The 13,602-nt window shown below is 73.5% G+C and carries 8 protein-coding genes; all 8 read left to right on the top strand.

The window, feature by feature from the left end; translation table 11 throughout:
• Window positions 1-368 precede the first annotated feature (368 nt).
• The 8 genes from CW359_RS19500 to CW359_RS19465 all read left to right on the top strand — a co-directional run bounded on the left by CW359_RS19500 (window position 369) and on the right by CW359_RS19465 (window position 13,601).
• The gene (locus tag CW359_RS19500) at window positions 369-815 is read left to right on the top strand and encodes a J domain-containing protein (protein WP_105971244.1); all 447 of its coding nucleotides are present in this window, start codon (window positions 369-371) and stop codon (window positions 813-815) included.
• A gap of 21 nt (window positions 816-836) precedes the next feature.
• Window positions 837-2,780 (top strand): Hsp70 family protein, encoded by a 1,944-nt coding sequence (locus tag CW359_RS19495; RefSeq protein WP_105971243.1) that lies wholly within the window; start codon window positions 837-839, stop codon window positions 2,778-2,780.
• Window positions 2,777-4,273 carry a hypothetical protein gene (locus tag CW359_RS19490; protein WP_105971242.1) on the top strand — a complete coding sequence of 499 codons (1,497 nt, stop codon included), beginning with the start codon at window positions 2,777-2,779 and terminating at the stop codon, window positions 4,271-4,273. Before CW359_RS19495 ends, CW359_RS19490 begins: the two co-directional genes overlap by 4 nt.
• Window positions 4,270-5,808 (top strand): hypothetical protein, encoded by a 1,539-nt coding sequence (locus tag CW359_RS19485; RefSeq protein WP_105971241.1) that lies wholly within the window; start codon window positions 4,270-4,272, stop codon window positions 5,806-5,808. Before CW359_RS19490 ends, CW359_RS19485 begins: the two co-directional genes overlap by 4 nt.
• The gene (locus CW359_RS19480) at window positions 5,805-6,059 is read left to right on the top strand and encodes a hypothetical protein (protein WP_105971240.1); all 255 of its coding nucleotides are present in this window, start codon (window positions 5,805-5,807) and stop codon (window positions 6,057-6,059) included. Before CW359_RS19485 ends, CW359_RS19480 begins: the two co-directional genes overlap by 4 nt.
• 65 nt (window positions 6,060-6,124) lie before the next feature.
• Window positions 6,125-7,768, top strand: coding sequence for an alkyl sulfatase dimerization domain-containing protein (locus CW359_RS19475; protein WP_105971239.1), 1,644 nt, complete (start codon window positions 6,125-6,127; stop codon window positions 7,766-7,768).
• Window positions 7,765-9,498, top strand: a complete 1,734-nt coding sequence (locus CW359_RS19470; RefSeq protein WP_105971238.1) for a TIR domain-containing protein — start codon at window positions 7,765-7,767, stop codon at window positions 9,496-9,498. The genes CW359_RS19475 and CW359_RS19470 overlap by 4 nt, the downstream gene beginning before the upstream one ends.
• Window positions 9,495-13,601 carry a hypothetical protein gene (locus tag CW359_RS19465; protein ID WP_105971237.1) on the top strand — a complete coding sequence of 1,369 codons (4,107 nt, stop codon included), beginning with the start codon at window positions 9,495-9,497 and terminating at the stop codon, window positions 13,599-13,601. Before CW359_RS19470 ends, CW359_RS19465 begins: the two co-directional genes overlap by 4 nt.
• The last annotated feature ends 1 nt before the right edge of the window (window position 13,602 follow it).

Genomic DNA, 13,602 nt, shown 5'->3' with positions numbered 1-13,602 from the left:
TCACCCGTGCCCCGCGAGGTCCTCCCGACCTCGCGGGGCACCGGCGTATCCGGAACCGCGTGGCCGATATGCAAAGAAAGATTGCAGATGCAGCTATCGTCCTGCGCCATCGGGAGTCCGCACGCAGACTGCGGAAAGGGGCGCGCGGCGGCGCCGTGAGCGCCGGTGGACCACAGTGGCGAGTTTCAGCCAATTCGATCAAACAGGTTTGAACTCACCAGTATCAACAACGAGTTACCGCACCCACCCCTAGAATCAGCGCAACGTCACGGCGGTCGTATCGTCGTGCCGCGTCACTGGAGAACCGCGTCGCGCGGGGACCGCACCTCGTCCCAGGCCGTCGCGTTCGTGAACGGGGGCTCTTTGCCATGCCCGGTGTCGGAGAAGACAACGGAACACTCTTCGCACTGCCGCTGGTCGTGCCCCGCTCGACGGAGTACACCCGCCTCGGTGTGCCGCCGGAGGCGACGGCCGACGAGATCCGCGCGGCGGCGGCACGCTACGACGCGCTGCTCCAGGCACGGGGGGCGAGCGAGGCGGAGATCGCCGCCGCGCACGCCGTCAACCTGGAGAACGCCGAGGCGCGCGCCGCGCACGACGCCCGCCGTCCCCCGCTCCCGCTGCTGCGCCTCGAACCCACCTGGGAGCCGGTGCTCGACGAGCGGGACGTCGGACTGACCGTGCTGCGCAGGGAGATCGAGACCTTCCTGTCCGCCGCCGGCGAAGACGTCCACCACCCCACGGACACCACCCGGACCGACTTCACCGGTGATTTCACCCGCGTCCACCTGCTCGACGGCTTCGCCGGCGAGTGAACCCCGGAGGAACTCTCCCCAATGGATGACCAGTTGCACCGGGTCGTCGGCATCGACCTCGGCACGACCTACTCGGCCGTCGCCGCCTACCACCCCGACGACTTCGCCCCCAAGATCCTCGCCGATCCCGAACGGGAGGGGAACAGCGCCGTGGCCACCCCCTCCGTCGTCCGCCTCGACCGGGCCACCGGCGCACTCGTCGTCGGCCACGACGCCAAGGACGCCATCAGCACGGACGGTCCCGGCACCGGCGACACGCTCGTCGAGATCAAGCGCGAGATGGGGGCGGTGTTCACCCAGGAACTGCTGGAGCGGTTCGGCGCGGCCGGCGTCCACAAGGAGGGCGACCCGGTACGGGCCCGGCTGGGCGAGGACTGGCTGCGCCCGCAGGAGATCAGCGCCCTGGTGCTGATGCAAATGAAACGGATCGCCGAGCAGGCCCTCGGCGGCGAGATCCACGACGCCGTGGTGACCGTACCGGCGTACTTCATGGAACGGCAGAAGAAGGCCACCGAGGAGGCGGCCCTGCTGGCCGGTCTCTACCCCCGCCAGCTCATCCCGGAGCCGACCGCCGCCGCCGTGGCCTACGGCGTCGACCGGGCCGAGTCGGAGCGGCAGGTCTACCTCGTCTTCGACCTGGGCGGCGGCACCTTCGACGTGTCGATCATCGAGACCCGGGACGACGAGATCGAGGTCATCGCCACCGCGGGCGACCAGCGGCTCGGCGGCGGCGACTTCGACGACGCCGTCGCGGCCTGGCTCGTCCGGGAACTCGGCGACGCCCTGCCGGAGGACACCGACCGGCTGCGGCTCAAGGCGGCTGCCGAGGCCGCCAAGCGCGAACTGTCCCTGCGCAGCGTCACCACGGTCGACCTCGGCGGCGGCGTCCCCGCCCTGGAGCTGGACCGGGACACCTTCGAGCGGGAGATCCAGCCGATCCTGCAGCGGTCCCTGCACCAGGTCGACGAGGCCCTGCGCTTCGCCAGCAGCGCCAAGGGTGTACAGCGCGAGGACGTCAACGCGGTGCTGCTCGTGGGCGGTTCGACCCGTATCCCGCGCGTGCGGCAGATGCTGCTCGACCACTTCGACCAGGACGAGGGCTTCGTGCGCGGCGACGCCAACCCCGACACCCTGGTCGCCCGGGGCGCGGCCATCATCGCCAACCGGTTCGAGCCGTCACCCGTCTTCGACCTCGCGACCCGGCCCACCGCCGAACGCTCCGCGGACGACCAGGACTACACCGTCACCCTGATCACCGAGCACACCCTCGGGGTCGGCGTCCAGCAGGGCCGGTTCAACACGCTGATCCCGCGCGGCACGAAGATCCCGGCCCGCCAGGCGAAGACGTACGGCAACCCGGATCAGGCCGACCGCATCGAGGCGGCCATCTACCAGGGCGAGGGCGAGTACATCTACGACAACACCCTGATCGGCACGATCCACCTCGACGACATCGAGCCCCGGCCGGAGGGCCACCACCAGTTCGAGGTCGAGTTCTCGCTCGATGTGAACGGTCTCCTCGGAGTGCAGGTCACCCACACCAACACGGGGCGGGAGTACCAGGCGACCTTCGACCAGAGCACGACCATCGGGAAGTTCGACGAGCTGGTGGAGCGACGCGCCGCCCTGGTACGGCTGTTCGCGGGCGGCTCCCGGCGGAAGCCGGCCGCGCGCCAACCCGGCGCCGCATCCCCGGAGTTCGGCCTGCCCGACCCGGTGACCGTCTCCGTGCCCGACCCCGTCACGATTCCGGCCCCGGCCGCCGCGCCGCTGCCCGAGGTCGACCTCGACGCGGTCCCGGCCGAGTTCCGCCGGACGGTCAGGAGGGCGCTGCGGTCCGCGCAGGACGGCCAGGTGAGTCCGCCGCTCGCCGAGGCCCTGCACGCCTTCGTCGGCGCCGTGGCCGCGGGCGCCGACGAGGACAGGCTCGACGAGCTCGCCGACCGGCTCGAAGGCGAGCTGTGACGACACCCGTCGACGAACACACGAAGGCGGTCGAGGAGGAACTCGACGCCGAGTACGCCGGGGCGGGCTGGTGGGGTTCGCTCTACCGCGCGCCCCGGCAGCGCCGCTGGTACCGGCTCATCCCGAACGACGAGATCAACGGGGCGCAGCGGGCCGACCTGGTCGCCTGGCAGACCCGGCCGCGCCGCCGTGAACTGGTCCCGGTCGTGCGGAGCGAGCAGGGCGAGCAACGGCAGCTGGGCGGCCGGTGGTTCCAGGTCGTCAGCTACGAGACCGACGCGCGGCGCAGTGTCGCCGACGCCCTGGACTCCCCGGAACCCGCGCTGCGGGTCGCGGTGCTCGCCGCCGTGCTGCGGGCGTACCCCGGGTGGCGCGAGGCGGTCGGGCCGGGGCTGGTGCCGCTGCCCGCCGACATCGTGCTGGCCGGTGAGCTGGGCCCGCTGCTGCTCCCGCTGCCGCCCTGGGGAGCGCCGTCCCTGGCGCAGCTCACCGACGCGCCGACGCGGATCGCCCACCTCACCCCCGAGGCGGCCTGCGGACTGCCGTCCCGTGACCGCGACCCCGGTCTGCACTCCCTGGCGGTCGCGGCCCGGCACTGCTTCGAGAACCTGCCGGCGGACGACACCGGGCGGCTCCTGCAACGCGCCGCGTGCGGCACCGTGTTCACCGACGAGCGGCGCGAGGGCCGGCTGCCGTCCTGGATGCGCCGCGTGGAACCGGTACGCAGGGTGCGCGAGCGGCTGCGCGAGATGACCGGCCCGCACACCGCACGGGTGGGCGACACGGACGCCGGGGAACTCGCGGACGCCCTCGACAGGGCGCGGGACGCGATGGACCCGGTGACGGCCGTGAAGGCGCTGCGCGCCGAGGGCGGTCCGCGACCGGCCGTGGGGCTCGCCCAGGCCGCCCTGGTCGACCGGCCGAGCTACGAACTCCTGCTGCTCGCCGCCGAGATCGCCCGGGAGGATCTCCACGAACCCCTGGAGGCGCTGTCCCTGCTGGAGCGCGCGGTGCAGGCGGACCCCGGCCGGTCCGAGGCCTACGCCGCCCAGCTGTCGATCATCGGCGGGCTCTGGCAGGTCGTCCAGGGCGGGCTCGCCCAGGCCACCGACGGCTCGTTCGCGCAGCGGCTCAACGACACGGCCCGCGCGGCCTTCGAGCGGCTGCCCGCGGAGCTGCGACGCGAGCACGCCCATGAGATGGCCCGCTGTCTCATCGGCCAGGGGGCGTACGCCGAGGCCAACGTCCATGTCCACAACTGGCTGCACGACAACGGGAAAACGCTGATGTGGTGGCGTTTCGACCTCATGCTCGACTACGCCGAGACCTTCCTGCTGCTCGGCCGCCACGACGCCGCCGCCCAGGTCGCCGAGCAGGTCAGGGCCGGACTGGGCAGGCTGCGGGAGAAGCGCGAGATGACCACCCGGGAGATCCACGAACACGGCATGCGGCTGGCCGCGTTGGACCGGCGGCTGCTGGAGGGCGACGGATGACCACGATCCTGCTGGCGGCCGTCCTGCCGTCGCTGTTCCTCACGACCGTGGCGAGCGGGGTGTACTTCCTCGTGCTGCTGCCCGGTCGCTGGCGCGGGCCGTACGAGGAGGCCCTGGTCCTGCTCGACAGCGACGACCGCGACGAGCTGGAGCGGGCCGAGGGGCTGCTCGGGCAGGCCGTCAACGCGGGCCCCAGGGGGCGGGCGCTGAGCCGGATCCGGTTCGCCCAGGCCCAGGTGCGGGCGATGCTGGGGACGTACGAACCGGCCCGCTACGGCGCCGCCGCGACCGTGCTCGGCGAGCTGATCGCCGCCGATGGCCGCACCGAGCACTCCGCCTGTCTCGAACTGTGGCTCCAGGCACGCCTGGGGAACCACTCCCGGGTCACCGACCTGTACACCGAGCACCGGCGGCTGCTGGACTCCCGCCCGCAGAGCCGTCGTATCGCCGCCGTCTCCCATCTCCAGCTCGCCGTCACGCACTGGCGGCGCCGGGAGACCGACGGGGCGCTGCACCACTTCGACCGGGTCAGGGAACTCGGCGAACTCACCGACCACATCCCGGCCGAGCTGAACGACCTCCAGCTCGCCAAGGGCGTCCAGGCGGTGTTCGACGGGCGGACGGACGAGGCGCGCGAGGCGTTCGGGGTGGCACGCAAGCGGATGGAGGGGCAGCAGCTGTCCACCGCCGAAGCCGAGCTGGGGCTGCTGGTGTGCGACTGGCCGGACGGCGAACCGGGGCAACTCGGCCAGTGGCTGGCGCAGTTGGCGGACCAGTTGGAGCGGCGGCCACCCGACGACGAGGCCGCCTCCGTCCAACTGCGATCGGGCATCGCCCTGTTGCGGCTGCTGGCGCTGCTGCGGGAGTGGCTGGCCAGGCCCGCGCGGTCCGGCGCGCCGTCGCCGGACGACTTCGCGGAGTTCCGGCGGCGGGTGGACGCCGTGCGCGAGACCGACCCCGAACTGGGCGACGCCGACCTGGTCGACGGCCTGGTCCGCTACTACTTCGCCCTGAGCCAGCCGGAGCGCGAACAGGCGCTGAAGGTGCTCGACGCGGGGCAGGGCAGGGCCAGGGCGGTCCTGCTGCCCGAGGTGCTCGACCTCATGGAGCGCGAGCGTGAGCTGGGCGGCGAGGAGAACGCACTCTCCCGCTACCTCGTCCTGCTCACGGAGTTCATGGAGAATCCGGGCTGCTCCCCGGAGAGCCGTGCCCAACTCCTGCGCCAGAAGCGGAAGTTCGAGCGGTTCGCCCCGGCGGACGGCCTCGACGGGGAGGCGGTGCCGCATCAGCGTGCCCCGGTGGACGACCCCAAGCGCCGGGTGGAGGCGCTGATCCGCCGGATCGAACTGATCGTCTATCCGAGGCTCCGGGACCTGCCCGCGGACCACCCCGCGCGGGACACCCTGCGCGAGCTGCTGACGGAACTGCGGCGCGTCGCCGACGCGGCGGCCGACGGCGCCGAGGGCGTCCACCGGGCCGAGCTCGACCTCATCATCAGCACGGCCCAGCTACTGCTGCCGGAGGAGACCCCGTGATCAGCCGTTTTCTTCCGGCCGCCCTCCGGGCCCGTACGGAACGACGTCGTGCGCCGGACCACGGAGCGCTCCTGGACCGGCTTCCGCCGGTGGAGCACCGGCCCCCGCCCGACCAGGACCAGCTGCTCGAACAGGCCTCCCTCGCGAGGGCGTTGCTCCTCCTGGTGCGGGTCGACCAGGAGGCCGAGTACCGGCTCTGCCGGGACCTGGCCGAACACGCCCTGGGCGCGGTGCCCGAACCGGGCGAGTAGGGCCGGCAGGCCCTCGCAGTGACCCCCTCACCTCCTGACCCAGCCCAAGCACCGGAAGAGGACCCGTGACCGGCACCGGCCGTGACCACACGTTCCACGAGCTCCGCCCCGTACAGACCCTGCGCACCCCGTCGTTCCAGCTCAACGCGGCCACCGGGCACGCGGGGCTCGTCGGCCTCGAACCGCGGCCGGAGGACATCGCCCGCGAGGCCGCCGCCGCCATCTCGCGGACCACGCAACTGCTGGCGCCCCCCGTCGCCGCCCTGGCCGAGCTGTCGCTGCACCTCGGCGACCACGGGGAGGACCTGCTGGAGGACGCCAGGGCGAACGTCGCCGACGGCGAGTACCGACTCGCCGCCGAGTTGCTGACGGAGTTCCTGGAGACCTCCCCGGACCACCAGGAGGCCCGCTACCTGCACGCCTTCTGCCTGTTCCACCTGGCCGGGGAGAACCGGACCCGGGCACTGCGCGTCCTGCGCCCGCTGCGCGACGAGCCGCTCCCGGACGACCTGCGCGCACGGGTCGGCGAGCTGCGCGGCGAACTGCGCCGCCTGCTGACCCCGGCGGAGATCGCCTCGTACGCCGAGACGTCCCGGTCCGATCCCCGGGGCGCCCTCGAACGGCTCGCGGCCTTCCTGGAGCTGGTCCCGGAGGAAGGCACCCTCTCCTACCTCGTCGCCGCCGGGAAGGCCGACGCCGGGTATCCGGAGGCGGCGCTGGACATCGCCGAGCGGGGTGCCCGTGAGGCGGACACCGACGGGGAACGGGTCGCGGCCTACGCCCGCCGGCTGAGCCTCGTGGTGCTGGTCCCGTACGTCGGCCGGGCCGTGGCGGCGTTCAAGGACGGCGAGCCGCAGCAGGCCCGCCGGGAACTGGCGGCGATCGCGCCCCGCCGGCGCGGCGCCGTCGTCCTCGACGACTTCGACGCGTTCCTCCAGTTCGTCGGCCCGCGCGGCGACCGCACGCCCTACCCGCAGCCGCGGCTGACCGAGGACCGCGCCGAGGACCTCTACACACTGATCGCGGGACCCGACACGGAGCGGGCGGCCGGCATGCTGGCGACGGGCCGTTTCGACGCGGCGAAGCGGGTCATGGACGACCTGCTTCCCCTCCTTCCGGGCTTCCGCAGGCTCAACTTCTTCTACGCCGTCTGCCTCCTGTGCCTGGGCCGCGATCCCGACCGGGCCGCCGTGTGCGCCGAGATCGCGGTGCGCGACCGCACCCTCCCGCAGGCCCCGGAGCTGCTCCGGGCGATCCGGGACTGGCAGGAGGCCATGGTCATCAACCCCGTGGTGAAGGCCTATGTCGACGCCATGGAGGGCGTACGCCACGAAGTCTCGCCGGCGAGTCTGACGCTCCTGCGCGACCGGCTGACGAACCTCCGGCGCCGGATTCCGGAGCTGCGCCGCGCCGCCCGGAGCGAGGTCGGAATCGACGTCGTCCGGCAGCTCGACGAGGCGATCGCGGCGCGGCTCTCGGAGATCGAGCGGGCCGAGACGACCATCGCGGTCTCCGAACTACTCACGCGGTTCACGGAGGTGGCGGGTCTGCTGGGCCGGCCCGACCGGTACACACCGCGCACCCGGCTGGACGACCTGCTCCGGGAGGCCAAGGCACTGCGCACCAGGCGCGGTCTGACCGCGGAGTCCCAGGTGGTGCTCGACCAGCTGATCGCGGCCGTCTCGACGATCTCCGGGACGCGGCGATGACGGCGGACCGGGCGGCCGACGACTGGGACGTGTTCATCAGCTACGCCCGTGAGGACTACGTCCAGGCCAAGGACCTGCACGACGCGCTGCTGGAGTGCGTGACCGCTCGCGGCGGGACGCCGAGGGTCTTTCTCGACGTGTCCCGCACGGGCATTCCCGGCGGGGCGGACTGGCAGAGCTACCTGGAGGAGGCCCTGCGCGGCACGCGCCATGTCGTGGCGCTGTACTCGCAGACGTACTTCGAGAAGGACGTCTGCCAGTGGGAACTGCACCGGGCGTACGAGCTGCGGCTGACCGAGGGCGGCCGGTTCGTGCCGCTGCTGATCGATCCCGGCGCCGTCAAGAAGGTGCCGTACGTCGTGAACCGGATCAACTGGATCCCGACGACGAGGCCGCACTGGATCGAGGAGGTGCGCAAGGCGCTGGGGCTGAGCACGGCCGTCGCGCGCCCGGCGCTGCGCTTCGACGCGCCGGTCGGCGACGCGGTGGCGGGCCACACGCTCGCGCCGCTGACGGTGACCGCCGCCACCCCGGAGGGCGCACCGGCCTGGCCGGAGGGGAGCACCGTCACCCTGGCCGCCCAGCCGCCCGGCGCCGGGCTGACCGGCACGCTCTCGGTGCGGGTCAGCGGGGGCGCGGCTGTCTTCGGCGACCTCGCGTTCGGTTCCGCCGCGCCCGAGGTGGTGCTCGTAGCGTCCGCCCCCGGGTGCGAACCGGTCACCACGGCGCCCTTCCCGGTGCGGGCGCCGCAGGAACGGTCGTCGTCGTGGGACGCCGTCGACCGCCCGGTCATCGACACGCGCGGGCTGCCGGTGTTCCTCCCCGACGGCCGGACCCTGGCCGTCTTGGACGGCCTGAGGCTGACGGTCCACCAGCCGAACGGATCGGCGTACGAGGCCGTCGGCACGGCGAAGCTGGGGCAACGGCCTCGGCTGTGGGCGCACGGGAGGCACGGGCTGGCCGTCGCCGACTGGTCGGGGCAGGTGGTGGTGGCCTCCCCGCGCCACGGCATCCGGGTCGTCGGCCTCCCGGCGCCCGCGGACGCGCGGCTCAACGTGCCGGGGGCGCTGGCCTTCGGCGCGGACGACGTCCTGTACATCGGCATGTGGTCGGGGTCGGTCTGGCGTCTGCCCCCCGGTTCCACGGAGCCGGAGCGGGTGCTCGATCATCCGGCCGGTGTCCAGGTGCTGGCAGCCGACGGCACGGACCTGCTGGTGGGCGGGCTCGACGGGACGCTCACCCGGTACGTGGGGCGCCGGATCGCCACGGAGCATGTGCTGGAACCCGTACTGCTCGGCATCGCCCGGGTAGGGGACTTCGTCCTGGTCGTCGGCGAACAGCACGTCCACCGACTGAATCTGACGACTCGTCAGATTCTGCGCGTGACCCTGCCGGTCGCACCGGTCACGGATGTCCTGGCGTGCGGGGAGCTGATCGCGATCGTCGACGCGAGGGGCCAGGGCGTCTGTTTCGACGGCGAGTTGGCGGTGCGCGTCGGCTTCCACACGGTGCCGGGCGCCCGGCCGGTGGGCTCCGCGCTCGGCGGACGGCTGCTGGTGCTTGAGCACCCGGACGGCTCCCACGCCCTGATGCGCGAGGGCCGAACCACCCATGTCTGTGGGCATCCGCTGGACGTCTCCCCGGACGGGAGCCTGGCGGCGGTGTCGGACGGGGAGCGGCTGCTGGTCCTGCCGGTTTCGGAACTGGGCGAAGAGGGGACACGGGCATGACCCTTCGTACGGGGCTGGAGAACCGGCCCGACACGCTGTGGCGGCTGGCGGAGCCGTTGTGGTCGCGGGCCGAGCAGGGCGAGGGGCTCACCCAGGGCCAGCTGGACGCGGTCGTCGAGGCCTTCTTCCGGCTCGGCGTCCATCCCGGCACGGCTCCGGCGACCGCGCTGACCCTGCTGTCCCGCGCCCACCGCCTGGACGGCGCCAACCCGAAGCACCCCTACCACGTCGGTCTGCTGTATCTGCGGCACGGGCATCCGGAGGCCGCCGTCCGCTGGCTGACGGCAGCCGCCGAACTGTCCCCCGTCAACCACCGGGTGCAGGCCCATCTGAGCCTCGCCTACCGGGGTCTCGACGAGCGGCGGGCGGGCACCCCGGGCTACACCGGCGAGCACCGCGCGCGGGCCGAGGAGATCGAGGCGGCGGTCCGGGAGGGCCGCGACGACTTCGATCCGGAGGCCGGGGAGCCCGTGCTGCCCCTGCTGTGGCCCGGGGTCTGCCGGTGGACGGGCGTCCACGACATGGCGGCCGACGGCCGGTTGCGCGGCCGTACCGCCGAGCGGACCCGGGACACCCTCCACGCCGATCTGGAGGCGGTCGCCGCCCTCGCGGAGCGCCGGCGGGGCGGCACGGCCTCGTTCACCGTGCTCGCCGTCCAGTGGATGGTGTACGGCTATCCGCCCGCGACCGTACGGCGTCTGATGAAGCGTCTGCCGCCCGACGACGGCCCGGCCGGCCGGCTGCTCTCCCTGGTCTGCGAGCTTTTCGAGACCGACCCCGGCGGGCTGCCCGACCGGCTCGCGGTCTGTCTCGCCGAGGGTTCCCTGCCGGACGTCCTGGTCGCGCTGATCCACCGGCGGCGGCTCTTCCGGCGTCCGCTGCGGTTCCCGGATCTCGGCGCCCACGCGGCGGCCAGGGCGTTCACCGACGGCGACCCGGTCCGGCACGAGAAGGCCCTGGCCGCGGCCTGGCGGACGCTCACCGAGGAGCCCCCGGGGCCCATGGCGGACGTACCCCGTCAGGAGGGCCCGGAGGAGGCCCCGGCCGCCGGTCCCGACGAGCGGCTGGCGGTGCTCGTGGACACGGCCGCCGCACTCAGGGGGCTGCGCGAGGACGCGCGGGCCCGGGCGAAGGCCCTGGGCCGGGAGACGGTCACGGACGCGGCCGGCTACGCGCGGCTCGCCGGGGACCGGGAGATCCTCGCGGAGTCGGTGGACCGGCTGGAGGCCGTACGGCAGTGCTGGGTCGAGGAGGTGCGCCGTTTCAAGGGCGCCGAACCGGCGGGACTGGTCATGCCGTTCGCCGAGTTCCAGCGCCGGCTGGAGGAGTGCGAGGCGGAGTTCCAGGAGCCGCTGGGCAGTATGCGGCGCGTCCTCAAGAAGGGGGTGGACCGGAAACTGGCCGCGCGGCGCGCGGAGTTCACGGCGGTCACCCCCGAACCCTCCCCCGGTGCGCTGGACTTCGCGGCCCGTCTTACCGGACTGGAGAGCCGGGAGCCGTCGGCCCTCGCGGTGGGCGCGCCGCAGCCGCCGGGCCCCGACGCGCGGCTCGCCGCGTTCGAGGGCGCGGCCGATCTGCTCACCGGTCTGATGGACGATGCCCTCGGCCACGCCAAGGGCCTGACGACGGCCTCGGTCGAGGAGTCGGCCGGGTGGGCCCAAGTCGCGGGCGACCAGGGGGTCCTGGCCGAGCTGGTCGACCGCTGGGAGCACGTCCGGCTGGCCCGGCTGGAGGATCTGCGGCACTTCAAGGACACCGAACCGACCGGACTGGCCATGCCGTTCGCGGAGTTCCAGCACCGGCTGGAGACGTGCGAGGCCCGGCTGCAGCAGTCGCCGGGCAGTCTGCGGAACATCCTGAACAAGCGGGTCGGACGCCGACTGGCCGCGCGCCGGGCGGAGTTCGGGACGCTCGCGCCCACGCCCTCGGATCCCGCGCGGGATCTGGTGGCCCGGCTGACCGCACTGGAGGAGCAGGACTCCGGGGCACCGTCCGGCGACCCGGTGGCGACGGCGGTGCCGGGTTCGCCGCCCGCCGGCCGACGCCCTGGCTCCCCGCCCGCCCCGCCCGGGGACGCCGACGCCGGTGCGCGGGTCGCCCACGCCCTCGCCACGGCCGAGGAGCAGCTGAGCGTCAACTTCACCGAGGCCCGGGCGACCCTGGACGCCTATCCGCCGGGGCTGCGGCAGCGTGAGGCGGTCCGGCTGCTGCGCGGCCACCTCGACGGACAGCAGGCCGAGGCCGAGCTGCGGCTGGGCCGGACGACCGCCGCCCGACGGCGCTGGAACGCCATGCTCGCCGACGATCCGCTGCACCCGGCGGTGCTGCGGAACCTCGCGGTGGCCCACACCTCGGCGGGCGACCTGGCGCATGCCGCGCTGGCCTGGCGCCGCTGCCTCGAAGCGCTGTATCTGCGGGACCTGCTCCACGGCGACATCCGTCGCGGCGCCGCCGAACGCGCCGAGGTCCACCGCGTGCTGGCCGGTTCCTTCGGGACCGCGCCGCTAGTGCAGGGCATGACGCCGCGCGGCGAACCGGACCAGGACGACCACCACCGGATCCCGCCCGTACTGGCGTCCCGGGCCAAGGTGGGGACGGCCGCGGCCCATCTGCGGCTTGACGAGGTCAACCACTTCCTCACCCACCGCGGCCCGACCCTGCTGCTCGGCGTCGGCCGCTCCGTGGGCGAGACGGAACTGGCCGCCGCCCGGGACGGCCGAAGGGCCGCTGTCGCCACGGCCGTCGCGGCGCTTCCCGCCCGGGTGCGGGAGCCCTTCGAGCAGGCGTGCGTCCGGTTGATCGAGGAGGCGTACGACGAGGCCTCCCGGGCGAAGGGGCGCACCCGCAGGCACGGGGACGAGGCCGAGGAGCGGACGCAGCTGGCCTGGGCCCAGAGCCGGGTGCTGTGGAAGGCGGCGATCCACCAGGCCGTCGTACAACCGGACGCGGAGGCCGACTGGGCCCTCACGGAGTACTCCGGCGACGTGCTGGTGAACCTGCGTCTCATCGACGCACTGCCGCTGGACCCGACCGACGAGATCGTGCTCGCCGCCGCGCGGCAGGTGGGCCACCAGGGCGACCCCGAGCCGTTCGTGAGGCAGTACAACAGACTCGCCGCGGTCGCCTGCGACCACGCGGTGTCCCGGATCTACGACGCTGCCCGAGACACCGCGTCCGACGGCGGGGCCGACCGCTTCCCCGACCGGTTCCGGCGCATCGGCCTCTCCTGGGTCCGCAGCGGCGTGCCCGAGCGGTACATCGATCTCCTGGACGATCCCCAGGACGTCTACGCCCCGTCCGTCGCGTCGGCCTTCGAGTTCCTGAACACCTTCGGTCCGCCCATCGAGGAACAGGAACGGAAGCTCGTGGCCGCCGCCGTGACCGCGCAGGAGCGCTGGGTACGACGGATGCCCGGGGCGACCGGCCCGGCCATCGTCCTGGCCCACCTCCTGAGCAGCCTCGGGCGGCACGACGACGTCGCCGAGGTGCTGTCCAAGGCCAAGTACGCGGCCTTCGACGACCGCGGCCGGCAGAAGCTGACGCCGTCCTACATCCGCCTCGACATCGACCGCGGACGCCACGCCGAGACCGTGCCGCGCATCCGGACCCTGCTGGAGGCCGCCCCCGACGACCCGGAGCTCCGCGGTCTCCTCGTCCACGCGTACAGCAGCTGGATCAACTCCGGTGAGAACCCGCCCTCGACGCGGACCGTCACCGAGGACTTCGCCCGGTGGACGGACGACAAGACGGTCGCCCTGCGCCGGAGCCTGGTCCTGGCGGCGGCGATGGCCGCGTACCGGGCCCGCCACCTGACGGGCGGCACCGGTCCGCTCGTCGCCGAACTCCGGCGGGTGTGCCTCGACGACCCCGGCCACGAGGACGCCCGCTACCAGTTCGTCGAGGCGCTGTACAAGCACGCCTTCGAACTGCGCAAGGAGATCCAGGGCGTCGCGGGCGAGCAACGCAGGGCGCTGCGCACGGAGTTCCAGAAACTCCTGGCGGAGTGCGAGCACCAGGCGCGCGCGGCCCTGGCCGGTGGCGGGCTCGACAAGGAGAGGCGGGCGCGGATCGAGGAGATCCTCCGCGGTCTCCGCCCCGAGTGAC

The sequence above is a fragment of the Streptomyces geranii genome (assembly GCF_002954775.1).
Taxonomy (GTDB): Bacteria; Actinomycetota; Actinomycetes; order Streptomycetales; family Streptomycetaceae; genus Streptomyces; species Streptomyces geranii.
This window is presented reverse-complemented; position numbering and strand designations above follow the sequence as displayed.